Below are 24,388 nucleotides of genomic sequence, written 5' to 3' on the forward strand. Positions count from 1 at the left end.
GAACCCGCGAGGCAGCACGTCGCTTCCTCGTCTCGGCCCATCATACACCGGACTCTGACTTCTCCGGTAGGGTCCTCGCACTGCGGGGGCCGAGGCGTTCCTCCAGGAGTCCACGTTCCCGGACGCTTGCGAGTGCTCAGGACATTCCCCTATGACCCGCCCGCCTCCCCACCCGACAGGAAAGTGCTCCCCATGATCAAGAAAATCATCTTCGGCGCCATCAGCGTCATCGTGCTGGCGCTGCTCGGCCTCATCGCCCTGCAGCCGTCCACCTTCAGCGTGCAGCGCAGCGCGACGTTCAAGGCGGCGCCGGACATCGCCTTCGCGCTGGTGAACGACTTCCACCGCTGGGAGGGGTGGTCGCCCTGGCAGAAGCTGGACCCGAACCAGAAGATGACCTTCGAGGGCGCGGCCGCGGGCGTGGGCGCGAAGTACGGCTGGTCTGGCAACGATGATGTGGGCGAGGGCCGGATGACGATCGAGGAGAGCAAGGCCAACGAGCTCATCCGCATCAAGCTGGAGTTCATCCGGCCGTTCGCGTCCACCAGCCCAACCACCTTCACCTTCAGCCCGGCGGCCGAGGGCGTGAAGGTGACGTGGAGGATGGACGGCACCAACACCTTCATGGGCAAGGCCGCATCGCTGTTCATGGACATGGACGCGATGCTCGGGAAGGACTTCGACGCCGGCCTGGCGGCGATGGGCAAGCTCGCAGAGGCCGAGACGCAGAAGCGCGCCGAGGCGGAGGCCGCGAAGCTGGCGGCCGAGAAGGCAGCGGCAGAGGCCGCGGCTGCGGCTCCGGTCGAGGGCCAGCCGGCGCCCGCGGGCGGCCAGACTATGGCGGCGCCCACGCCGTGATGAGGTGAAGGCGGGTGGAGGGCCTACGTCCCCCCTGCCCTCTTCCTGGCCACGCGGCCGCCCAGGGCGCCTCCCCGCCCGCGCACGTCGTCTCCGCGCGGGTGGGCGTTGTCGTAGACGGCCCGCAGCCGCGCGCTGTTGACGTGCGTGTAGATCTGCGTGGTGGCCAGGTCCGCGTGGCCGAGCATGGCCTGCACGGCGCGCAGATCCGCCCCGCGCTCCACCAGGTGGGTGGCGAACGAGTGCCGCAGCTTGTGCGGCGACAACGGCTTGCGGATGCCCGCCTTGAGCGCGTAGCGCTTGAGCAGCTTCCAGAAGCCCTGCCGGGTGAAGCCGTCCCCGCGCGGAGTCACGAAGAGCGCCTTGGACTCGCGCTCGCCCAGCAGCAGCTGCCGGGGGCCCGCGAGGTACGTCCGCACCTTCTCCGCCGCGATGGTGCCCACCGGGACGATGCGCTCCTTGGCACCCTTGCCCTTGGCCACCAGGTAGCCGGCGCCCAGCTGGATGTCGTTGATGCCCAGGCCCACCAGCTCGCTCACGCGCAGGCCGGTGGCGTAGAGCACCTCGAGCATGGCCTTGTCCCGCATGCCCGCGGGCGAGCTCTCCTCGGGCGCGGCGAGCAACTGCTCCACCTCCTCGAGCGTGAGGAAGACGGGCAGCTTGCGCGCCGAGCGCGGGGTGTCGATGTCCTCGGAGGCATCCTTCTCCACGTACTTCTCGGCCACGAGGAAGCGGTGGAAGCTGCGGATGGCCGCCAGGTGCCGTGCCTGGCTGCGGCGGGAGAGCCGGCGTGTGTTGAGCGTCGTCAGGTGGCCGGTGATGTCGTCCTGCTGCACGCGCACCACGTCGGTGATGCCCTTGCGCTTCAAGTCCGCGAAGTACACCGCCAGGTCCGCGGCGTAGGCATCCACCGTCTTGCCGGACAGGCCGCGCTCGGCGCGGATGAAGGCGATGAACGCGTCGAGGTACCCTTCCATGGTGCGTGCAGGCTACCCCAGTGGGGGACACGGGCAATCTTCCGGGCAACCTGGGTGGAAGGTGGAACAGGATGAACCTCCAAGATCGACTGAAAGCGCTCACCGGCCTGCTCGGGCCCTGGTCCGAGCTCTGGTCACGTTCCATCCTCCAGAACTGGCCGGAATCGAGAGCCGCCTATCCCGAATCCTGGCTGTCCTACGCTGAATCACTCGACGAAGCGGGCGAACGGATGCTGGATGATGGGGAGCTTCCAGGTGAGCCACCCCGTTCGCTGCATTCGCTCGTGCTCGAGCTGCGTGAACTGACAGCGCTGCCCTGGCATGAAGGCGCTCAACGCCTGACGACCGCGGACGCGCAGGGACTCAATGCCAAGAAAGCCCATGAGATCGAGCGGGTCCTCTCCCTGCTCGGGCCGAGAACCCGGATGATCCGCCAGGCGGTCGACATCGGTGGCGGCATGGGACATCTCGCTCGTCTCTGTGTCAGGACTTTCGATTGGACCTTCCACAGCATCGATCGGGATGCGGCTTTGCAGGAGAAAGGCCGGGACTGGCTACGACGGGCCCGGACCCTGCCGCGGGAAAAGCTGTGTTTCATCCACGCCTCCGTCGAAGACAGGCCGCAGAGCGAGATTGATCCACTCTTTTCCGGTCAGGACCGGGTCTCGATTGGGTTACACACCTGCGGGCCGCTCGCGCTGACGCAGATTCGCAAGAGCCAGACGGCAGGGCTGCTGCTGAACTTTGGCTGTTGCTACGACCAGATGGATGCCGCACGGGACTACCCTGTCTCCCGCTTCGGGAAGGCCCATGCGCTTCCCATCACCCGGCGTGCCCTGTTCCTGGCGACGCGTGGACGGCACCACAAGACCGGGGCGGAGTTCGCGCTGATGAAACGCGTCAACGAGCAACGGTTCGCGCTCGATCTCCTGCTGAGGCAAAAGTTTCCCGCGCTCGGCTTCGTGCGGGCGGGGGATGCACCCAAGACGCTCTATGCCGGGAGTTTCGCTGTCTATGCGCGTGATCGCCTGGAGCGCCTGCGACTCGATGCCGGCATGACGGACGCCGAGCTGAATTCCTTTGAAGTGTCCGCTCGCCCCGAGACGAGGCGCATCTTCCTCTGTCATCTGATGAGGGATCGCTTCGCGCGGGCGCTGGAGATCGTGATTCTGCTCGATCGCGCGCTACTCCTCGAGGAGATGGGCTTTCAGGTCGAACTCCTGCAGGTCTTCGAGCCGCGCCTCTCTCCCCGCAACATCGCCCTCATCGCGTCAAGGGCGGACTGACCGGCTGAACGGCCGCTGCACCGGCCTGGCGCACAGCCCGCGTGTCACCCATCTCCACCGCCAACTCGAGCTTCTTCTCCGCCTCCACCCCAGCACCTCCGAACTCTACCTACCACCCGCCTTAGAAATACGTCACACCGTTCAAAAGCAATCACAACAGATGAAATCAATTTCCCCCAACCCCAGCACCCATATCATCATGGAAAAATCAGGAACCGAAAAGACAAGGAGATCAAGATGCATGGACTGAGGATGTGGGGACTCGCGCTGTCTCTGCTTGTTGGGATTGCACATGCGGAGCCTGTCATTCCGCAAGAAAATACCCGACAAGGCATTCTTCTGAACGAAGTTCCGACCCGGGTCGAGGCCTTCACGAGCTGGCTCACCAATGCCGCGGATTTCACATCCTCCTCATCATCGTCACATCTGAAATTAAAATACACGAATGTCCGGCAGAACTCCGCTCTTGATGTCTTCGAGCTACAAACCGATGGAAGCCTGAGAATCCTGAAGGCTGGAGTCGTGTCTCTCTCCGCGAGCTATGATGCGATTCCCACAAGCGGAGCAAGGTATGTGGAGATGATGATTCTCATCAATGGCGCCATCGTCGCTCAATCGGTTGGCGCGAACACAGGCGACTGGACGCAGGTTGCCACTCATATCAACTGGAAGGTCGAACCCAACGACACACTCACGTTGCTTGCGAGGCCTTCTGGGATCGCAAGCATGGACAACGGCTCCTGGAGCGTGCTGACCGTGAAGTGGACATCACGGTGATTCAGACCGAGCCCGTCTCGTACTTCGTACTGTCAATCCAGCTGGCCCTTGCCCTGCCGGAGCACCTCGATCTGGTCGTCGATCAACGACACCACCGTCGAGGGCTCCATCAGCCGTACCCCGCCATCGAGGATGAGATCCAACCCGTGCCCCAGCGCGTCCTTGATGTCCTTGGCGTCGATGAGGGGCTCGCCCTCGGCGTCCGTGGCCGAGGTGGTGACGATGGGCCTGCCCAGCGCCGCCGCCAGCGCTCGCGCGAGCTCCGAGTCCGGCACCCGGATGCCCACCTGCTTCTGCTTGGACATCATCGCCTCGGGCACCAGCCGCGTGGCCTCGAGGACGAACGTGAAGGCCCCGGGCGTCAGGCTCTTCATCGTCCGGTACGCGAAGTTGCTCACGTGCGCGTACTTCGCCACGTCCGACAGGTCCGGGCACAGGAACGACAGCGGCTTCTTCCTGTCCCGCCCCTTCAGCTGGTACAGCTTCTCAATCCCCTTCTTCGAGCCCAGGTCGCACCCCAGGCCGTAGTAGGTGTCCGTCGGATAGGCGATCACCCCGCCGCTGGAGAGGATCTCCACCGCGCGCTGGATGTGCCTCGGCTGCGGGAACTCCGCGTTCACCTCGATGATCGCCGCTGACGCCATGACCGTGTCTCCTCAGGCCGGCCCTTGTAGCGGCTAGGAGTGTACCTCGCCACTGCGCTGCAGGGCCCGCCGGGTGAGCACCGGGCCGATCAGCTCATGCGCGGTGATCATCGCCACGATGAGCACCTCCACTTGGGGCCCGAAGTCCGGGAAGGTCCGCGAGATGAGCGCCGCCAGCCCGAACGTCACGCCCGCCTGCGAGATGAGCCCCATCCACAGATAGCGGCCCAGCCGGGGATCCTCCGCCGGAGCGAAACGCCGGCACGAGCCGTAGATGGCCACGCCGCGCAACGCCACCAGCAGCAGGGCCGCCGGGCCCACCGTGAGCAGCGCGTCCAGCTTGAGCCCCGCCCCGGCCGCGGCGAAGAAGAGCGCGAAGATGGGCAGGCCCGCCACCTGGATGGCGTGGTGGATGCGCTCGCCCTCTCGCTCGTCCAGGTTGGCGATCAGCGCCCCGGCCGCCAGCGACACCAGCAGCGGCGACAGGTGCAGGCGCGCGCCGCCCTCGGCCGACACGAAGCACAGCCCCACCAGGAAGAGCGGCAGCTCGCGCTTCACCCGCCGCATGTACACCAGCATCACCACCGCCAGCAGGCACCCCACCACCACCGAGCCGAACAGCTCCCACCCCACCCCGCTCAGCAGCCCCGCCACGTCCAGCCCGCCACCGAAGCTCGCCCGCGTCAGGCCCGCCGCCACGGCGAAGGCCACCATGACCACCAGATCCCCGATGATGACGAGGGCCATGAGGAACTCGGTGAAGCTGCCGCGCGCGCTCGTCTCCTGCACGATGGCGATCGTCACCGTGGGCGAGAAGGACACCACCACCGTGGACACGAGCGCGCTGACGGCCAGCGCCTGCCCCACCGTCATGGGCGTCAGGAAGGGCAACACCGGCTTGAGGGCGAAGAGCGCCGCGAAGACGGCCAGGAACGTCGCCCCGCAGACGGCGACGCACAGCGCCGCCACCTTGGCCCCCACCCGGCGGATGAGCCCCCACTGCAATTCCGTGCCCGCCACCAGCGCGATGAGGCTCACCGCCAGCCCCTTCACCAGCTCCAGCCCCTTCACGCCCGCGCTGGGGATGAAGCCCAGCGCGTAGGGCCCCACCGCCACGCCCACCAGCAGGTAGCCCGTGAGCCGGGGCAGTCCCAGCCCCTTCGCCACCTTGCCGGCGAACAGCCCGCACAGCAGCAGCGCGCCCGCGGCGAGCGTCACCGGCGTGCCCGTGTCCACGCGCCACACCTGCGCCCGGCCAATGGCCGCCAGCACCAGCACCAGGAACAGCAGCCGCAGGAGCGCCCCCTTCATGACGGGCCTCCTCTCGCCGGGGTGGACTCCAACACGGAGCGGAAGGCCTGGTTGCCGAGCAGCTCGTTGATGACGGCCCCCGCCACCACCACGTCGAAGACGCGCTGGGACAGCGGCCCCGGCACCAGCACCAGGTACTCCACCACCAGGCACAGCGCGAGCCCACCCTGGGCGATGAGCGCGTAGCCCAGCCGCGGCGGCAGCGCCAACGTGCCCCCGGCGATGCGTTGCGCGAGCGCCCCTCCCAGCACCTTGCCCAGGAAGCGCAGGCCCAGGTACCCCGGCAGCAGCGCCCACGCCATCAGATCCCTCGCCTGCACGTGGGCGCCCACCAGGAAGATCAGCAGCAGGTACGCGGGCCGCTCGAAGCGCCCCAGCCCCCGCGCGGCCTGCTCCACGGCCCGGCCCCCCACCAGCGCCAGGGTGGCCCCGCAGGCCACTCCCGCCAGCAGCGCCGACACCCGGAGGTACGCCGCCGCCCCGGACACCAGCGCCACCCCGCCCAGCAGCACCGCCATCAGCTCGCCCTGATCCTTCAGCCCGTGCATGAGGAAGGCGAGCAGTCCTCCACACGCCATGCCCAGCAGCAACGCGAGCGCCACCAGCCCCAGCCCCTCCAGCGGATGGCCCGCCGCGCCGAAGGCCAGCGCCAGCACGAGCACCCCCAGCCCCACCAGATCATCCAGCATGGTGAGCAGCGCCACCGCCAGGCCGCTGCGCCGCTCCAGGCGCCCGGTGCGGTAGCCCAGCACCGCGAAGTGGCCCGAGGACAGACTCGCCGCCGCCCCCAGCAGCGCCGCCGCCCCCACCGCCGCCCCGGGCTCCAGGCCCATGGTGAAGAGCAAGGGACCGGCCAGGGGCAGGGCCACCCACAAGAAGGCCGTCCCGGCATGAGCGAGCGCCGCCGCGTACACCTCCCGGGGCAGCAGCCTCAGCAGCCGGGGCTCCAGGTTCAGGCCGATGATGATGCCCGCCACCCCGAGCCCCAGGGCCAGCACCGGCCGCAGGGCCGTCAGATCGCCCCAGGAGAGCACCCCCAGGGTGCCCGGCCCCATCACCGCCCCACAGGCCAGGAAGAGCAGCCCGCTGGCCGCCAGGTGCGCCAGGGACGGAAAGCGGCCAGGGTCCAGCACCGTCCGGCTCGAGGCGAGCAGGGAGAGCGCCGCGATGGCGAGGAAGACGAGCAGCGCCTGCACGGAGACGGTGCTTACACCGCCCGTCGCGGTTCGTCACTCCCGGCGATGCATGGGGGCGGCGATCACCGGCAGGGCCACCAGCCGTCCCATCGGCGGGTCGTCCGCGTCCATCTCCAGCTGGACGCGTTGTACGAGCCGCTCCACCTCCTCGGCGGACTGGGCCGGCAGGAGGCTCACCAGCACGAGCCGATCCTCGTCCGCCCCGAGCGCGAGGCTGCGCAGGCCGGCGAAGATGGGCACTTCGGCCGACAGCGTGGCCGCGGCGCTTCGGGCCCGCACGACCAACGGCTCCGGGATACCGAAGTCCCGGAGCCGTCGGATGGCCCGCTCAGGTTGGTCCGCGTGGTCGAGGAACGCGAGGAAGAGGTACACGACCCGTGTCTATCCGGTCCGCGGCCCTTGCGTCACGCGCTACTCGGTGCGGCCTGGGCCCGGCTCGCCGGACGGAGGCGAGGCAGATGCTGTCGGCTCCTCGGCCGCTGGGGCTGGGCTTCCGCCGGCCGCCGCCTCCTGCGCCGCCCGGGCCGCCCGCTTGCCCTCCTCGATCAGCTTCTTCACCTTCTGGCCGCCCTTGCGGCCGATCTCCTCGTAGAAGTTCGGCCCCCGCGTGGCCTTCACGCGGTCTCCGCCCTTCTTGCCGATCTCCTCGTAGAACTTCGCCCCGCGCTCGGCCTTCACGGTCTCGCCGCCCTTGCGGCCGATCTCCTCGTAGAAGGAGCGGCCCCTCTCGGCCTTCACCGTCGCTCCGCCCTTGCGGCCGATCGTCTCGTAGAACTCCCGGCCCCGCTCGTTGCGGACGGTCTCTCCGCCTTTCCGTCCCGCCTCGGCCACCGTCATGCTGCCCTTGTTGTCTTTGTCCTGCTGCATGTCGTCTCTCCTCCTACGTTCTCCCCATCCCCGCCAGGGTGCCCCTTGCCCCAAAACTTGGGACGGAAGCGCCCCGATGCAAGCAAGCTCCGTACACCGCCAGCCGTTCACACCGGACAGAGCACTGAAGATCCCCAGGAATTATGCGGAGTTGGGGGCCTACGCTGTCCCGGCGGGCGTGACTACGGCCTGCCCGCCCGGACGCTTCAGTGTCAACAACACACCAGTGCGCGTTGCAGATTCCCGTTCGCTGTCCCACCTTTCCCGCCAATCGAGAGTGGGAGGACGGCGTGAACGGTGGAGGCGGAGGAGGAATGGGTCTCAAGGCCTGGCTGAAGCTCCTGGCGCCGGTGCTGGCCTCCATCGGGGGGCTCACGATGCTGCGGCTGCTGGGCCCGGACTTCATCAACCAGGAGCAGCTGCACGGCTTGCTGGCGCCCATGGGGAAGTGGGCGCCGGTGGCCTTCGTGTTCTTCCTGGCGGTGCGGCCGGTGACGCTGCTGCCCGGCCAGGTGTTCACCGCGGTGGGGGGGATGATCTTCGGCACCCTGGCGGCGACCATCTATTCACTGATGGGCAGCTTCCTGGCCACGCTGCTCATCTTCGGACTGTCGCGCTGGCTGGGGACGCGGTTGATGAAGCGCATGGCGGGCAGCCGCTATCCGGCGATCACACGGGCGGCGAAGCGGCACGGCTTCAAGTTCGCGCTGCTCATGTGCATCAACCCGCTGATGCCCACGGACGTGATGATCGCGGCGGCCACGGCGGCCCGGGCGCGCTTCTGGCCGCTGGCGATGGGGGTGCTGCTGGGCACCGTCCCGGGCACCTTCCTCACGGCGCAGTTCGGCAGTGGACTGGCGCAGGGGCGGACGGTGATGACGGTGGTGTCCGGCGTGGGGATGGTGGTGTCGCTGGGGCTGGGAGCGCTGCTCGGCCGCCGCATCTTCCGGGAGATCAGCGAGGACGCCCCGGCCGACGAGCCGGAGGAGAAGGCCGAGCCCCGGCGGCCTCGTGAACCACCGCTGAGGACGAAGGGCCAGTCAGGCATGCGACCGTCGCTGTCGACCTTCCAGGAACTGCCGCCCGCGGGCCCGTGAGCCCCCTCAGCTCCGGACCTCCGCGCCCTCCCGCTCCAGGGCGTCCAGGGCGGAGGTGATCGCCTCCACCAGCGCCGCCTCGTCACCGGGGCCCTCGATCCGGGCGCCCTGGCGGGTGACGTAGAAGGAGTCCATGGCGCGGTGGGCCTCGGTGGCCACCTTGGCGAGGGCAATCCCAGCGCCCGCGCGGGTGAGGGCCGAGGAGATGGCGTGCAGGAGGCCCACGCGATCCTGGGCCACCACGTCCACCACGGTGAAGTCGCGGGAGGCGCGGTTGTCCACGGTGACCTTGGGAGGAACGGGAGGCAGGTGCCGTTGCAGGACGGAGCCGGAGCGGCGCCGGCGCAGCACGTCCTCGATGGTGGTTCCGCCGGAGAGCACGCGCAGGAGATCCGTCCGGGCCATGCGCCAGCGGGAGCGTTCGAGCAACAACCCATGCGGGGGCCGCACATCGAAGACGTCCAGCGCGAGCCCATCCGACGTGGAGATGATGCGCGCCGAGAGGATGTCGATGCGGTGGGCGGAGAGCACGCCCGCGAGCAGCGCGAGCAGACCGGGCCTGTCCTGGACGGCGAAGGACAGCTCGCTGTAACCGGCGTCGGGGTGGTGGCGCAGGGCGGCGGCGAGGGGGCGCTTCCGGGCGCACGCGAGCAGCCGCCCATGGAGCGTGGCGCGCGAGGGATCCGTCCCGAGGAAGTACCGCTCGGGGAGCACCTGACCCAGCTCGCGCGCCCGGGGCTCGCCGAGGACGCGGGCCCAACGCGCGTGGAAGCGCTCGCGCAGGTGCTCGGCGGAACCCTCCCCTCGCGGAGCCACCGAGCCCACGAGGTGGGCCCGGGCCTTGTCATACAGCTCGCGCAGCAGCTGTGCCTTCCAGCCCGTCCACATGCGCGGCCCCACCGAGCAGATGTCCGCCCAGGTGAGGAGGTAGAGACAGGTGAGCTTCTCCACGTCGCCCACCCTGCGGGCGAAGTCGGCGATGAGGGCGGGATCACTCAGGTCGCGGCGCTGGGCGGTGTGGCTCATCGCCAGGTGTTCCTTCACGAGGAACTCGGCCACCTCGCGCTGACGGGGCGTCAGGCCCAGCCGCTCGCCGAGGGCCACCATGAGCAGGCGGCCCTTCTCCGAATGATCTCCACCCATCCCCTTCCCCGCGTCGTGCAGGAGCATGCCGAGGTAGAGCGGGAGGGGATCCTTCAGGTCGCGCATCTCGCGGGAGAGCTCGGGCTCCTGCGTGACGAGATCTCCGGCGCGCAGGCACTGGAGGCGGCGCACGGCGAAGAGGGTGTGAACGTCGACGGTGTACACATGGTACAGGTCGTGCTGGTGGTGGGCGGTGACGCGGCCGAACTCGGGCACGACGGCGCCGAGCACGCCGGCATCGTGCAGGGCGAAGAGGAGCTCGCCGCGAGTGCCGGGCCGGGCGAAGAGGGCCTTGAAGGCGGAGGTGACGGCGGGGGTGGCGCGGGCGGCCTCGAGCGCGGGCAGGGCCTGCACGGCCTGCTCGCGGGCCCACGAGTAGAGGGGCAGCCCCTGCTCCTCGGCGGTGCGGAAGAAGTCGAGGACGGTGGCGGGCTCGCGGGTGAAGAGGCCCGGGTCCGACACGGTGAGCTTGCCGCGGAACACCTTGAAGGCGCCGATCCGGCGCTCGGGGAAGAGGGAGATCTTCCGGGCGGTGCTGAGCTCCTCGCAGCGAGCGATGAGCGCGTCGGCGGCCTGACGCAGGGCATGGGCGGACAGGTAGTAGTCGCGCATGAAGGCCTCGACGGGCAGCACGGGGCCCTGCTGGTAGCCGAGGAAGCGCGCCACCTCCTCCTGGAGATCGAAGGTGAGCCGGTCCTCCTTGCGTCCGCGCAGGAAGTGGAGCTGGTGGCGGATGCGCAGGAGGAAGTCGCGGGCGGCCTTGAGGCGCGCCACCTGTGAGCCAGGAAGAATGGACTGCTGGAGCAGACCGGTGAGGCCGCGCGTGCGGAAGCGGACGCGGGCGATCCACAGGGCGGTCTCCAGATCTCTCAGCCCGCCATTGCCCTGCTTGAGGTTGGGCTCGAGGAGGAAGACGGAGTCGCCGAAGCGCTCGCGGCGGGCGCGGAGCTCCTGGACCTTGTCCTGGATGTAGGCGTCGGCGCGGTGGGTGAGGAGCTCGGGGAGGACGTCCTCGGCGAGGTGGCGGAAGACGGCGGCATCGCCGGTGACGAAGCGCGAGTCGAGCAGCGCGGTGCGGATGGTGTGGTCGGACTCGGCGGCGCGGGCGCACTCGTCGGGGCCGCGAGCGCTCCAGCCGACGGCGCGCTTGAGATCCCACAGGAGCGTGGGGAACGCGCGGGCCAGGGGGGCGGTGGCCTCCTCGGAGACGCCGGGGCCGCGCAGGAGGAGCAGATCCAGGTCCGAGTGGGGAGACAGCTCGCGGCGCCCGTAGGAGCCGAGCGCGACGAGGGCGAGGCCCGGAGGGGCATGGAGCTCGGCGGAAAGCTCGGAGAAGAGCCCCTGGACGAGCCGGTCCGTGGCGGCGGAGAGGAGGCGGCAGGTGGAGAGTCCGGCGGCCCCCTCGCGGTGGAAGGCCTCGACGCGGGCGTGGGCGTCGCGGAGGTATTCACGGGCGCGGGCCAGCCGGTCCTGGGGATCACCGGGGCGGAGCTCCGGAAGCGAGCCGAGGGCCTCGCGATGAGAGGGCGCGGGTGGCTGCGGGATGGGCGGAACGCTCATGGAGGAGGTTCTAGCGCTTCGGCCAGAGCCGTACCCAATCATCTTGGATGAGCTTGCCGCTCATCTGGTCGGTACTGCCGCTCGCCATGAAGTCGCGGGGACCGCGCAGGGCGAGCGTCCCGGCCTCGAGCCACAGCAGCAGCAGGGCGCACGAGGCGAGCACCGGAAGTCTCCCGGCCAGGGAGGGGCGGCTGTCGGCGAACACCTTCAGGGGCAGCAGGAGCAGCGGCACCAGCACGGGAAAGAGGACCAGCATGCCGCGCGTGTACCCGAAGAAGGCCAGGGTGATGAGCGCGCGGTGCAACAGCACCAGGGTGAACAGGCTGAAGGCCCGGTGCGGCGCGCGCAACGAGAGCCCCGCCCCCAGCAGCAACAGCAGCGCGAGCGGCCACTTCAACCAGGTGCTCTCCGGGACGAAGACATCCACCGGCGCGCGGGCCCCCTCGAGCCCTCCGGGCAGGTTGGAGGCGCCATACCCCAGGCTCAAGCCGTCCAGCCAACGTCCCAGCTTGGCGGCCAGCAGGCGGACCGCGCCGGCGGGGTGCTCGCCCATCCACCGCAGCCCTTCCGCATAGCCGTGCAGCAGCAGGTGGCGCTGGGAGGGATTGGCCGCGTCCAGCCGGCCGTCCTGGCCGAGCCGGTTGACCAGGTCCGGCGTGAAACCGCCCGTGGCTCCGGCGTGGTTGGCCATGGCGAAGTTGATGGGGCCATAGACGGTGACGGGGGCCACCACCGGCAACGGCTCGAGCTCCGGCGTGCGCGCGTTGAGCTCTTGGAGCACGCGCGCGTTGTGCAGCGCCCAGGGCGCGAGCACCACCAGGGACACCCCCACCGCCCCCGCCCACCGCACGAGCTGCGCGCGCACCGGGGCGCCCCGCTCCCGGTGGAGCCAGGCGTAGACGAGCAGGAAGGGCCACAGGTGCAGGTGCTCGGCCCGGGTGAGCGCGCCCAGCCCCATCACCGCGCCCAGGAGCACCGCGCCCTTCCACGACGGCCCGCTCCGGTGCTCGAGCATCAGCCAGCACGTGGCCGACAGGAAGAGCACGTACAGCACCTCGTTGCTGTACGTCGTCGAGAGCACCAGCCACCCGAAGCTGGCCGAGAAGAGCCCCGCGGCCAGCAGGCTCCACCCCACCCCGAGCACCCGGCGCCACCACCACCCGGTGAAGGCCACCGTGGCCGAGTTCAACAGCGCCAGGCTCAGCTTGTAGGGCCAGGCACTACCTCGCGGCTCACCCAGGAGCTGGTACAGCAGCCCGAGCGTCCAGGGAAACAACGGCGGGTGGTACGGGAGCGATGCCTGCGCGGGCCGCCCGCGTGCCCAATCGAGCGCATAGGCATGGAAGAAGCGCGAGTCCCCGTAGAAGAAGATGGAGAACGGCCAGTTCCGATCCATCGACGCCTCGAGGAACAGCAGCCGCAGCACGAGGCTCAGCAGGAACGTCCCGAGCACGCCCACGGCCACCGCGTGCCGCGTCAGGAATCCAGGAGCGTTGAAGCTTGGCGATCTCATGAAACCTCGTTGAGCCTTCCATCGTTATTTCTCATGACCCTCTAGAAAAGACACTCCTGGATAGAGCAGGATTCACGGGCCGTCCGGGTCTCTCAGTACGACGAGAGGGACGAGCGAATCCAGATACCCCCCGGCAGATCAATCCACGAGGTGTGACATGAAGCGATTCCTGGGCGTCGCGACGCTCGCCACCGTCCTGAGCTCTGGCGCGAGCTGGGCCATCCATCCCGAGCACGGAGCGTCGCGCAGCGCCGTGGCCCGTCAGGCCTTCTTCAACTCCGAGCTCTCCATCAGCTCGAACAACGTCGAGCTGCGCGAGGCCCGGGCGAAGGGGAAGCTGAACCCCGCGAGGGAGCGGGCGTTGAGCGACTTCATGCAGCGCTACGGGAAGGACATCAACGTCTACCTCGAGCCGCGCTCGGGAGCGGTCTCCGGCATCCATGCGCGCATCCCGATGATCCCGGGCAACGGGATGGACAACCGGGTGACGCTGAGCGGCGTGGGCCAGAACCTCGGCCGCGCGGTGTCCACGGTGGACGAGTCCGTGGTGGGCGAGCTCGTCGTCCGGTTCGCCCGTGACCACGCGGAGGTGCTGGGCATCGATCCGTCGCAGCTCGGCGAGCCGCGCGTCACGCAGGTCACCGAGCACCTCTGGCAGGTCCACATCCCGCAGCAGATCCAGGGCATCCCCGTGCGCGAGGGCCGGCTGGCGGCCACCCTCAGCCATGGCAACCTGGTGCTCATCGGCACCGAGGGCTGGGCGGACGTGAAGATCCGCACCCTGCCGCTCGTGGCCGCGGATCAGGCGCTGGAGCGGGGCCTGGCCCGCGCCGGTCTGGCCCACAGCCCCAAGGCCATCTGGAAGGACGCGAGCCTCGAGGTGGTGCCCACCTCCGAGGGAGAGGGATACGGCCACAAGCTCGTCTGGGCGTTCGGCTTCCAGGACGAGGGGGACGACGCCACCTGGGAGGTGCTCGTCGACGCCCACAAAGGTGAGGTGATCGCCCTTGAGGACAAGAACCAGTACCTCGACGCGTCCATCACCGGCGGCGTCTACCCGCTGACCAACACGGAGATCTGCCCGACCGACGGGACGTGCGGCTCGATGCAGGCCAACTACCCCATGCCGTGGGCCAACACCGGCCTGGTGAGCCCCAACAACTTCACCAACGGCGCCGGTGTCTTCAGCTACACCTCCGGAACCGTCACCACCACGCTGAGCGGCAAGTACATCGGCATCAGCGATCGGTGCGGCACCGTCAGCAACGCCTCCACCACGGGCGACATCAACCTGGGCGGCACCAACGGCCAGCACGACTGCACCACGGGAGGCGGCTCCGCGGGCAACACCCCGGCGGCCCGCGCCGCGTTCTACGAGCTGAACAAGCTGGCGGAGCAGGCGCGCGGCTGGCTCCCTAGCAACACCTGGGTCAACGCGAAGCTCACCGCCAACGTCAACATCGCCAGCACCTGCAACGCCTACTGGAGCGCGGGGACGGTCAACTTCTACCGGAGCGGCGGCGGCTGCCGGAACACCGGGGAGATCGGCGCGGTGTTCGATCACGAGTGGGGCCATGGCATGGATGACAACGATGCCAACGGCACGCTGAGCGCCTCCAGCGAGGGGTACGCGGACATCGCGGCCATCTACCGGCTGCAGACGTCCTGCGTGGGCCACGGCTTCTTCGCCACCAGCAACAGGGGCTGCGGCCTGACGGCGGATGGGACGGGCTACAACCAGAACGAGGCGCAGTCGGGCGCGGCGCACTGCGATCTCAACTGCTCGGGCGTGCGCGACGCGGACTGGGCCCAGCACTCGGACAACACCCCGGACACGCCGCAGAACCACGTCTGCGTCCGGTGCACCACCTCGACGGGCCTGTGCGGCCGCCAAACGCACTGCGCCGCCGCGCCCACCCGCCAGGCCGCGTGGGACCTGGTGGCCCGCGACTTGCGCGCCGCGCCGTTCAACTACGACGCGAACACGGCGTTCATCGTCGGCAACAAGCTCTTCTACCAGGGCAGCGGCAACGTCGGCTCGTGGCACGCCTGTGACTGCACCGCGAAGACCTCCAGCGGCTGCGGCTCCACCAACGGCTACATGCAGTGGCTCGCCGCCGACGACGACAACGGCAACCTCGCCGATGGCACGCCGCACATGACGGCCATCTACAACGCCTTCAACCGGCACAACATCGCCTGCGCCACGCCGGCGCCGCAGAACGGTGGCTGCTCGGCCGGCCCCACCGCGACGCCCTCCGTCACGCTCACCCCCGGCACCCGCCAGGTGGCGCTCTCCTGGACGGGCGTCACCAACGCCGCGAAGTACTGGGTGCTGAAGACCGAGGGCCACGCCGGCTGCAACTTCGGCAAGGCGCTCAAGGCCACCGTCACCGGCACCACCTGGACGGATACCGAGGTCCTCCCGGGCCGGCCGTACTGCTACTCCGTGGTGGCCGCCGGCTCGAGCAACGCCTGCTACACCCAGGCCAGCACCTGCTCCTGCGTGACGCCCAACTGACCGGGCAGCCCGTCGGCGCCATCGTGCTCGACGGGCACCACGGCTACGACTCCTGAGCCAGGCCGTCAGTTGCACCCGACGCACCCGCCGGGCTCGCCCCGGTAGGTGCCCGTCGTGAGGAACCACTGCTTCTGGCCCAGCGTCCCGCTGCTCGTGCTGGTCTGCTCGTGGACGTGGTAGTGGTAGACGGGCGTCTCCGGGCTGTCCGCGGTGAGGCCGGTGTGGCCGCCCACCGAGTCCAGCACCGGGGCGCTGCCGTCCGCGTCCTTCCTCCCGTAGATGGGGTAGCCGTCGCGCATGACGCCGATGAAACGCGCGTCGTCGTAGGAGAGCGCGTAGGGCTCCGAGTGGTAGTGGTAGACGCCCGTGTTCTGCGGATGGGCGCCGCACCGGTCGAACGTCTTCGCCTCCGTGAAGATGTCATCGCCGGGCGCCGCGAAGTTGCCGAAGATGGGCACACCGTTGAGCGCGAGCCCGACGATGGCACCCCGCATGGCCTGGGACAGCATGCTCTGCACGACGGGGAAGTCGATGGTGTAGCGCTGCGCCACAATCGAGTTGGGGTTGCGGATGGCGCCCGAGTACGTCTCGTAGCAGGCGTTCGTCGTGGAGAAGTAGAAGCTCTTGTAGTCCGGCTGGCCGTCCGCCTGCGCCCGCACCATCTTCAGGCCGTTCGTCGTCGTGGACGAGAGCGAGACGCGGCAGGAGAACTGGAGCCAGTAGCCCGAGAGCCCCTGGGCCTTGCGCTCGGCCTCGCACGCGCTGGTGTCGCGCGTGAGGAGAGGGCACCCCGAGGGGCTGACCGTGGACGTCTCCGCGGTGTTCGCCGTCAGCGTGCAGGCGCCCGCGTTCGAGGTCCCCGCGTCGGGGCTCGTCCCCGGGTTCTCCGGGTCCGCCCCACACGCCGCCAGGCCCAGACACATCCCCACTGCGACAATCCGATTCCAGGTGCGATTCATCGTACGGTTCTCCCCTGCTCCATTCACGAGCACATTCCCTGAGACCCGTGGAGATGAATTCCGGGCAACCCGGTGGGATTTCTGGGCTTCCGAGACGGGTCAACACCCCGAAAGGGTTCCTGGAAAAACGGTGCGGCAACGCCCGGGAATCTGGCGTAAGGAGCGGGCGCATGGCGCGGATCATTGACGGAACTGAAATCAGCCGGGTGATGCGGGAGGAGTTGGCGAAGCAGGTGGCGGAGCTCCGGGCCTCCGGGGTGACGCCAGGGCTCTCCGTGGTGCTGGTGGGCAACAACCCCGCGAGCCAGGCCTACGTGGCGAGCAAGACGCGGGCGTGCGAGGCCCTCGGCATGAAGGGCCAGACGCTCAACCTGCCGGAGGACGTGTCCGAGGAGGAGCTGTTCGCGGTCATCGACCGGCTGAACGCCGACCCGGCGGTGCACGGCATCCTCGTGCAGCTCCCGCTCCCGGCCCATCTGCCCTACAAGGCCGTGCTGGAGCACATCCACCCGGACAAGGACGTGGACGGCTTCCACCCGATGAACGCCGGGCTGGCCTTCGTGGGCGACCCCCGGGCCTTCGTGCCCTGTACCCCGGCCGGCATCATGGAGATGCTCCGCCGGGAGGGCATCCCCACCCGGGGCAAGCACGTCGTCATCGTGGGGCGCAGCCTCATCGTCAGCAAGCCGCTGGCCTCGCTGCTGATGGCCCCCGGGCCCGATGCCACGGTGACGCTCACGCACCGGCACACGCCGGACCTCGCCTCGTACACGAGGCAGGCGGACATCCTCATCGTCGCGGTGGGCAAGCAGAACCTCATCACCGCCGACATGGTGAAGCCCGGCGTCGTCGTCATCGACGTGGGGCAGAACCGCGTCCCCGACGAATCCTCCCCTCGCGGTTACCGGATGGTGGGAGACGTGGACTTCGACGCCATCCATCCGAAGGCCGAGGCCATCACGCCCGTGCCCGGCGGCGTGGGCCCGATGACCATCACGATGCTGCTCGCGAACACCCTTCAGGCCGCGCGACAGGCACGGCAGGCGCGCGAGCTGCCGGGAAGCCCGCGTTGAGGGTCAGGTGCCGAGAATCAGCGGTGTTCCAGACCCGGCACCCGGCGGGCTGGGCCTACGGCGGCGGCTCGCGCGGCAGCGACGTGGGCATCGTGCGCGACGGCGGCATCTTCAACTACCGGCAGTTCAGCGGCATGTCCGTCTACGGCAACAACTGCGAAGTGACCGCTCGGCGGTCATTCCGTTCTTCCAGAGACCGAGTCGTACCATGAGCTGCCCGCTGCGCTGGCGCTCGCCCTGGCCCGAGCTGCGGCTGCTGCACCCCAGCCCCCTGTCATGAGCTTGGCGCGCTCGTTCGTGGCTGCCGGGGCGCGCTTTCATGCTCCGACCGGCCCCACCAGGACCCGCCAGGTCCTAGCTCCAATGGAGGACCCGGCCATGTGTCTCCGAGCGTGCTTCGCACTTCTGCTCTTTCTCTCAGCCTGTACGACGACCCCCCCAAGCCCAAGAGAGCCAGCGGCCCAAGACCCAAGGCTCGCCAATCTCCAGCGAGCGGCGAAGCTGCCCTGGACGGACGGAGGGCAGTGTGCCGTCCGCGAAGCTTCTGAGCCCTGGCCCGTGCTGGCGGAGCGGTGCTTTCATGCCCTCGACCATGACCGGGTTCGGTTTCGGGACATCACGGGCAGATGCGCCGTCGCCTCCGCAGGTGCGGCAGTGGGCGTCGGACTCTGTGTCTTGGCGGCGCCGGAGATCATCGTGGGAGCAGTGATCGTCGCAGGCGTGGTGGTGGTGGGATTCGCCATCAAAGAGGCCCTGGATGCGTATGAGCTGAGCTGGGGCGATCCCAAGAAAGGGAGGCCCGCGCCAGAAACGAGGCCCGCGCCAGAAACGAGGCCCGTGCCTGACACAAAGCCCGCCCCGCCGAAGCCCTCGCCGAAGAAAAGGCCCAAGCCGGAGCCCAAAGGACCGGATTTTCCTCCCGTGGGGCCAACCGAAGTCACGGAGCGAGAGCGCCGCCCGGAGTGCAAGCCCCAACGGGTGCCGCCCAAGGGTGGAAATAGGCTGCACAATCAGTGTGCTGACGGGATTCCGTTCAACGCCTACCGTGGGGCCAACGCGCTGGTGAACGGCAAGGCTTTCGACGCGTTGCAGGTTGTCGCGGGCGTGCTTTGGGAGGTGAAGACTGACAACTTCGGTTCGTACCCGCTAGAACTTCAAAACATTGTGATCAAAAAAAATGTGCATGATTTCTTGATCGAGCGTGAGCTTGCGAGGGCATGTGGATTTGACTTCCGGGTCGGTGTGCGAAGCGCAACGCACAAGGCCATGCTGGAAATCGAGGAACCGCAACTCCAGGGCATTATCGTCCTCATGGATTGGTGCTGAAATGTCCGCCACACGAAAAGACCAGATGACCATGATCGTCTACGCGCCTGCGCTTACGGTCGATGATGGCCGTCCTTTGGCTGTTGTTCATGGAATGGAAAGCGCAGTTCCTGGCTTGTGCATCGGGCTCATGATTTCTGACGAGGGACAACTTGTCCCGTTACAGGATCGTGATGCACTTGTTGCCCGTGAGAGTAAGCGCGGGGAATTTCCGACTCTGCGCAGCATCGATGACAACCTCCGAGTGAGCGTCATGGGATGGGGGAAACCGGCGGCGATTTCCCCTGGCGGTCGGGCACAGTTTGAATTCCATGTGTCAGTGCCTCTGTCCGCGGAGGGCATCGCGGCCGCGGCGGCTTTGCTAGAGGCTGTGGCGGAGGAAGCACGCGCGTTCTGGGGGCACGCGACGCCGTTCAGCGCGGGGGTGGACATTGCACGCCAGACGAAGAATCGGCCAGACGACCTGGAGCCGCCTCCCCGTGGCCTGCCGGTGATCAGATCTCCTGGTGCCATGCGCTTGCCAGAGATTCCGCATCGCCTTGGGTGGCTGAACTACTGGTCAGACGCCGCTGCACGGATCATCGGCTTCCCGGACCCGCTCCGCGACGCCGAGCTGCTCTCACGGGCGCGGCGTACCGCAACGGGCGGGTGGGTCGTGCAGCTCACCGATGCGCCGCTCGACCTGGACAACCCCGCCCACCTGGACGCGCTTAAAAGGGCCTACGAGCGCTTCCCGGAGATTGGCGGGCGCGCTACCCCTTGAGGCTCGGCACGGCTCGCGCTGGCCGTGCTCACGGAGATGATGGCAGGAATCGAACCCGCCACCGGAGGCTTCCGGCGAGAGCGCTCCCGCCGGGAGACCGCTTGCCGTTGTGATAGGAAGTGCCTCCGTCCCAGGAGGTGAGCCCTGTCTTCGGAGCCCCGCAGCCGTTTCCTCGAGAAGATGCTCGATCGCCTGTACGCCTCGCTCGCGTCGGGCCCGAGCATCAACTGCCGTCCCCACAACAGCCGCCAGCGCGTGGACCTCACGCTGCTGAGCCGGCTGGATGGCACCTCGCCCCACTCCGTCCTCGCCGGGCTCCTCGGGGACAAGGCCACGGTGAAGCTCTCCGTGCGCACCCCGAGCGCCTCCAAGGACGCCACGGACTCCCCCTCCAAGCGCGAGGACGACGAGCGGCAGACCCTGCTGCGCAAGCTGAACACCATCGCCGAGGATGCCCGCACCTTCGAGCAGGACACCGGCGCCCAGGTGCTCCACGTGGGCTTCCCCCTGCTCCACCTGCCCCCGAACACCCAGGACTCGCGCGGCTTCAACAGCACCAAGCGCGTCCTGGCGCCCATCGCCTTCATCCCCGTGCGCCTCACCCTCAAGAAGGGCCGCACACCGGGCCTCGAGCTCGAGTCCGCCGCCGATGGCGCGGATCGCGTCATGCCCAACACCGCCCTCATCGCCTGGGTCGAGCGGCAGACCGGCAAGCGCCTCGGGGAGCTGTTCGCCGACGAGTCGGGCCAGGATCCCTGGCGTGAGCTCAACGAGCTCTCCGCCGCCGTGGCCAGCGCCCTCGAGCTGCCCGCCCCCGCGCCCTTCTCCGCGGAGACGCCCCTCTCCCCCACCCCACGCTCCGAGGACGAGACCACGGCGGGGACCGCCATCCTCCCGTGCGCCGTGCTCGGCCTCTATCCCCTGTCCAACCAGAGCCTCGTGGATGACATGCGGGCCCTCGTGGACGGCGAGCCCGTCCGGGGCCCCATCGAGAGCTTCCTGCGCGTGGGCGTCTCCCTCGGCGCCCAGGGCTCGCCCAGGAAGGACGCCACGGCCCAGGGCACCTGGCGCGCGGGCGAGGACCGGCTCGTCTCTCATGCGGACCCCTGCCAGTCACGCGCGGTGCGGCTCGCGCGCAGCAGCCGGGGCCTCGTCGTCCACGGGCCTCCCGGCACCGGCAAGTCGCAGACCATCGCCAACGCCATCGGAGACCACCTCGCGCGCGGAGAGCGCGTCCTGCTCGTCTGCGACAAGCGCACCGCGCTCGATGTGGTGAAGCATCGGCTGGAGTACCTGGGCCTCGGCTCCCTGTGCGCCGTGGTGCACGACGCGCAGCGGGATCAGCGCGAGCTGTACCTCGGCATCCGCGAGCAGCTCGACAACCTCACCGAGTCCAAGGTCAACCCCGCCGCCAAGGCCGAGCTGGCCCGCGTGGACACCGAGATGCAGGCGCTCCACGACGAGCTGTCCTCCGCCGAGCGCGCCCTCTCCGAGCGCCCCGCTGGAGGCACCGAGCCCTCCTTCCACGAGCTGGTGGGCCAGTGGTTCGGCCAGGAGGCCCCGGAGTCGCTGGCCCGTGCGACCGAGTCCCTTGGTGCCTTCCGTCTGGCCGAGTCCCGTCCCCACGAGCGCGAGGTTCGCGAGGTGCTGGAGCGCGCTGGCAAGGAGGGCTACCCGGACAACCCCTGGCGCACCTCGCTCGGGGCCGAGCTGAAGGACTACCTGTCCACGCCGCTCGCCACGTACCGCGAGCGCATGGCGTCCGCCCTGGAGGCCGCGCGTGAAGCGGATGCCCAGGCCTCGCCCGATGTCCCCGCCTTCTCACCCACGGGAGACGTGGCCGCCGAGGGCCGGGCGCGAGCCGAGCTCGCCGACAAGCTGGAGCGCGTGCTGAGCGAGGCGCGTCCCGAGTGGCTGGCGCGCTGGGCCTCCTCCATGTCCGAGGCCGTGCAGGCGACGAAGACGCAGCTCGAGGGCCTGGCGCCGCAGGTACAGGTGTTGAACGAGGGCCCGCTGGACACGGAGCTGGCCCTGGTGCACCGCTCGGAGCCGCAGGGGTTGAGTGCCCTGGGGCAGTCCCTGGCGTTCCTGGCGTCCTGGCTGCTGGTGGCTCGCAAGTGGTACCGCTTCCTCTTCTTCTTCACCCGCCGGGCGAAGGCCGCCGAGGTGCTCCGGCGCTTCGGGCTCGCCGTGGGGGCCGAGACCGCCGAGCGCGTCTCCCGCTTCCTCACGGGTGTGCGCGCGCGGCTCCTGCTCACCGAGTTCCATCACTCGGTCCTCGCCCCCGGTCCCACCGGGCCCCTCGCGGATGAGGCGCTCGCCCGCGGACTGAGGACCCATGCCGCGCTCTTCGAGGTGTTGTTGCAGCTGGAGCGGCCGGTGTTCGCCTCGTGCCGGCAGGCGGTCCGGGAGGCCTTGAAGTCCGACGACGCGGCGCGGGCGCGCCTGCTCGCGGGCCTGCGCCAGTCCGCCGCCCGGAGCGAGGCCGTGGTCCGGCTGGAGTCCCGGCTGGCCGAGGTGGGCCTCTTCTCCTCCGAGTGGCGCGTGGCCCGGAGCCGGGCCCTGCGCTCGGGCGAGCAGATGCAGCCGCTCGTCTCGGCCCTCGCGGCGCGGCTGTCGAGCGTGGAGGGGCTGCTGCGAATCCAGACCCTGGTGACGGGGCTGCCTCCGGCGCTCGGCATGGCGGCCGAGAAGCTGGCCCTGGCCGTAGCGGACGCGGAGAACGGCTGGCGCGCGGTGCGCAAGGCGGTGCTGGCCGCCGAGGTGTCCGCCCGGGTGAAGGAGAGCCCGGTGCTCCAGCACATCGACGCGGACCGCCTGCACGCGAGCCAGACGCGCTACCGGGCCCTGGAGGCACGCAAGCGAGAGCTCGTGCGAGACGTCATCCTCCACCGCTGGACGGAGTGCCAGCGCGAGCGGCTGCTGGCCGCCACGGGAGGACGGCTCAACGGAATGGGCGCGGAGCTGCGCCGCCGTCTGCTGCTGCGGGGCGAGCGAGCACTTCGGGTGCGACAGGTCATCGCCGCGGGTGCGAGCGTCGAGGGAGGCGATCCCCTCTTCGACATGCGGCCGGTGTGGATGGCGAGCCCCCAGACGGTGGCGCAGATCTTCCCCCGCCGGGAGCTCTTCGACGTGGTCATCTTCGACGAGTCCTCGCAGTGCCGGCTGGAGGAGGCACTGCCGGTGCTGACGCGGGCGAAGCGGGTGGTCATCGCGGGAGATCCCAAGCAGTTGCCGCCCACGCGCTTCTTCGAGTCCGCCGTGGTGCAGAGCCAGGAGGAGCTGGACGCCGAGGACGAGCAGGGTCTCTTCGAGGATCAGCAGGCCGAGGTGGAGGATCTGCTCGGCGCGGCGCTGAACCTGGAGATCGATCAGTGCTACCTGGACGTGCACTACCGCTCACAGAACGCGGATCTCATCGGGTTCAGCAACGAGCACTTCTATGACTCGCGGCTGCAAGCCATTCCGGGGCACCCGTCCAACCGGGTGGAGCACGCGCCGCTGCGGCTCCTCCACGCGAGAGGCCTGTACGAGAAGCGGGTGAACGTGGTGGAGGCGCGAGCGGTGGGAGCGCTGGTGAAGGAGCTGCTCTCGCAGCCGGAGCCGCCGTCCATCGGCGTGGCGTGCTTCAACCTGACGCAGCGCGATGCCATCACCGAGGTGCTGGAGGAACTGGCGGCGGCGGACGCGGACTTCGCGGCGAAGCTGGCGGCGGCCCGGGTGCGGCGTGGCGAGGGCTCGTTCGAGGGGCTCTTCGTGAAGAACCTGGAGAACGTCCAGGGTGACGAGCGGGATCACATCATCATCAGCACCACGTACGGTCCCGACGCGAAGGGCCGTTTCTACCGGCGCTTCGGACCGCTGGGGAGCGCGGGCGGAGGGCGGCGGTTGAACGTGCTGGTGACGCGGGCGCGGCAGCAGGTGCACCTGGTGACGTCCATCCCGCGCGAGGTGTACTCGGCGCTGCCTCCAGTGGAGCAGGGCCGCAAGCCGAACGGAGGCTGGCTGCTCTTCGCCTATCTCCAATACGCCGAGCGGCTCACGGAGCAGTACGCGAGCGAGTCCGGACAGCCTGAGGAGACACGGGAGCGGCCGGAGCCGGTGGTGCACGAGCGCGAGACGGAAGCGGGCTCGGCCTTCGCGAGGGCCCTGGCGACGGATCTGGCGCGGACGCACGGCGTGTCCTCGGACGTACACTGGGGCAACGACGGCTTCTGCGTGGACGTGGCCCTGCACCATCCCCGCCGCGCCGGGGACGTCACGGTGGGCGTGCTGTGCGATGGCACGCGCTACCCGAAGGCGGCGGACCCCGTGGAGTGGGATCTGTTCCGCACGGCCATCCTGGAGGGCCAGGGCTGGAAGCTGGTGCGGCTGTGGACGCCGCACTTCTTCCGGGATCCCGAGAGCGCGCGGGAGAAGGTGCTCCAGGCCGCCAGCGAGCAGATCGCCCGCCAGCCTCCCGTCCCGGACACCCAGGACCGGGGCGAGACCCGCCGCGTGCTCAATTGAGCGCGCTC

At 69.2% G+C, this 24,388-nt stretch carries 19 protein-coding genes; 10 read left to right on the plus strand and 9 right to left on the minus strand.

Annotated features, from left to right (window positions below; translation table 11 throughout):
* The first annotated feature begins 192 nt into the window (after window positions 1–192).
* Window positions 193–858: an SRPBCC family protein gene (locus VFZ09_RS03830; protein ID WP_329726092.1), complete on the plus strand. Its 666-nt coding sequence runs from the start codon at window positions 193–195 to the stop codon at window positions 856–858.
* A gap of 23 nt (window positions 859–881) precedes the next feature.
* Here the strand turns inward: VFZ09_RS03830 and xerD are convergent, their stop codons facing one another.
* A complete protein-coding gene (gene xerD / locus VFZ09_RS03835) occupies window positions 882–1,835 on the minus strand; it encodes a site-specific tyrosine recombinase XerD (protein WP_329726093.1) in 954 nt (317 codons plus the stop codon).
* A 71-nt stretch (window positions 1,836–1,906) separates the two neighbouring features.
* Between xerD and VFZ09_RS03840 the strand changes: the two genes are divergently transcribed.
* Complete coding sequence (locus VFZ09_RS03840; protein WP_329726094.1) at window positions 1,907–3,121, plus strand: methyltransferase; 1,215 nt, start codon at window positions 1,907–1,909, stop codon at window positions 3,119–3,121.
* Between the two features lie 237 nt (window positions 3,122–3,358).
* Window positions 3,359–3,898, plus strand: coding sequence for a hypothetical protein (locus tag VFZ09_RS03845; protein WP_329726095.1), 540 nt, complete (start codon window positions 3,359–3,361; stop codon window positions 3,896–3,898).
* Window positions 3,899–3,930: 32 nt separating this feature from the next.
* Here the strand turns inward: VFZ09_RS03845 and VFZ09_RS03850 are convergent, their stop codons facing one another.
* The 5 genes from VFZ09_RS03850 to VFZ09_RS03870 are packed head-to-tail and all read right to left on the minus strand — an operon-like array spanning window position 3,931 to window position 7,916.
* Window positions 3,931–4,542, minus strand: a complete 612-nt coding sequence (locus VFZ09_RS03850) for an L-threonylcarbamoyladenylate synthase (RefSeq protein ID WP_329726096.1) — start codon at window positions 4,540–4,542, stop codon at window positions 3,931–3,933.
* A gap of 33 nt (window positions 4,543–4,575) precedes the next feature.
* On the minus strand, window positions 4,576–5,853 hold the full coding sequence (locus VFZ09_RS03855; protein WP_329726097.1) for a cation:proton antiporter: 1,278 nt from the start codon (window positions 5,851–5,853) through the stop codon (window positions 4,576–4,578).
* Window positions 5,850–7,049, minus strand: a complete 1,200-nt coding sequence (locus tag VFZ09_RS03860) for a sodium:proton exchanger (RefSeq protein WP_329726098.1) — start codon at window positions 7,047–7,049, stop codon at window positions 5,850–5,852. The genes VFZ09_RS03855 and VFZ09_RS03860 overlap by 4 nt, the downstream gene beginning before the upstream one ends.
* A 33-nt stretch (window positions 7,050–7,082) precedes the next feature.
* Window positions 7,083–7,421 (minus strand): hypothetical protein, encoded by a 339-nt coding sequence (locus tag VFZ09_RS03865; protein WP_329726099.1) that lies wholly within the window; start codon window positions 7,419–7,421, stop codon window positions 7,083–7,085.
* A gap of 39 nt (window positions 7,422–7,460) precedes the next feature.
* On the minus strand, window positions 7,461–7,916 hold the full coding sequence (locus VFZ09_RS03870; RefSeq protein ID WP_329726100.1) for a general stress protein: 456 nt from the start codon (window positions 7,914–7,916) through the stop codon (window positions 7,461–7,463).
* Window positions 7,917–8,230: 314 nt separating this feature from the next.
* Between VFZ09_RS03870 and VFZ09_RS03875 the strand changes: the two genes are divergently transcribed.
* A complete protein-coding gene (locus VFZ09_RS03875; protein ID WP_329726101.1) occupies window positions 8,231–9,013 on the plus strand; it encodes a TVP38/TMEM64 family protein in 783 nt (260 codons plus the stop codon).
* A 6-nt stretch (window positions 9,014–9,019) separates the two neighbouring features.
* On the opposite strand, the gene glnD is transcribed toward VFZ09_RS03875, so the two are convergent.
* Entirely contained in the window at window positions 9,020–11,716 is a 2,697-nt protein-coding gene (gene glnD / locus VFZ09_RS03880) for a [protein-PII] uridylyltransferase (protein ID WP_329726102.1), read from the minus strand.
* A 10-nt stretch (window positions 11,717–11,726) separates the two neighbouring features.
* Window positions 11,727–13,229, minus strand: coding sequence for an ArnT family glycosyltransferase (locus VFZ09_RS03885; RefSeq protein WP_329726103.1), 1,503 nt, complete (start codon window positions 13,227–13,229; stop codon window positions 11,727–11,729).
* A gap of 157 nt (window positions 13,230–13,386) precedes the next feature.
* Between VFZ09_RS03885 and VFZ09_RS03890 the strand changes: the two genes are divergently transcribed.
* On the plus strand, window positions 13,387–15,750 hold the full coding sequence (locus VFZ09_RS03890; RefSeq protein ID WP_329726104.1) for a hypothetical protein: 2,364 nt from the start codon (window positions 13,387–13,389) through the stop codon (window positions 15,748–15,750).
* 65 nt (window positions 15,751–15,815) lie between these two features.
* On the opposite strand, the gene VFZ09_RS03895 is transcribed toward VFZ09_RS03890, so the two are convergent.
* Window positions 15,816–16,709 (minus strand): YHYH protein, encoded by an 894-nt coding sequence (locus VFZ09_RS03895; protein ID WP_329726105.1) that lies wholly within the window; start codon window positions 16,707–16,709, stop codon window positions 15,816–15,818.
* 170 nt (window positions 16,710–16,879) lie between these two features.
* On the opposite strand from VFZ09_RS03895, the gene folD reads away from it, so the two are divergent.
* The 5 genes from folD to VFZ09_RS03920 all read left to right on the plus strand — a co-directional run bounded on the left by folD (window position 16,880) and on the right by VFZ09_RS03920 (window position 24,380).
* Window positions 16,880–17,782 (plus strand): bifunctional methylenetetrahydrofolate dehydrogenase/methenyltetrahydrofolate cyclohydrolase FolD, encoded by a 903-nt coding sequence (gene folD, locus VFZ09_RS03900; protein WP_329726106.1) that lies wholly within the window; start codon window positions 16,880–16,882, stop codon window positions 17,780–17,782.
* Between the two features lie 23 nt (window positions 17,783–17,805).
* Window positions 17,806–17,994: a hypothetical protein gene (locus tag VFZ09_RS03905; RefSeq protein ID WP_329726107.1), complete on the plus strand. Its 189-nt coding sequence runs from the start codon at window positions 17,806–17,808 to the stop codon at window positions 17,992–17,994.
* A 484-nt stretch (window positions 17,995–18,478) separates the two neighbouring features.
* The gene (locus tag VFZ09_RS03910; RefSeq protein WP_329726108.1) at window positions 18,479–19,108 is read left to right on the plus strand and encodes a DUF6310 domain-containing protein; all 630 of its coding nucleotides are present in this window, start codon (window positions 18,479–18,481) and stop codon (window positions 19,106–19,108) included.
* A 25-nt stretch (window positions 19,109–19,133) separates the two neighbouring features.
* The gene (locus VFZ09_RS03915) at window positions 19,134–19,871 is read left to right on the plus strand and encodes a DUF5953 family protein (protein WP_329726109.1); all 738 of its coding nucleotides are present in this window, start codon (window positions 19,134–19,136) and stop codon (window positions 19,869–19,871) included.
* A gap of 144 nt (window positions 19,872–20,015) precedes the next feature.
* Window positions 20,016–24,380: an AAA domain-containing protein gene (locus VFZ09_RS03920; protein ID WP_414640670.1), complete on the plus strand. Its 4,365-nt coding sequence runs from the start codon at window positions 20,016–20,018 to the stop codon at window positions 24,378–24,380.
* Window positions 24,381–24,388: the final 8 nt, after the last annotated feature.

Origin of the sequence: Archangium sp., from assembly GCF_036277355.1 — a bacterium.
Lineage (GTDB): Bacteria > Myxococcota > Myxococcia > Myxococcales > Myxococcaceae > Archangium.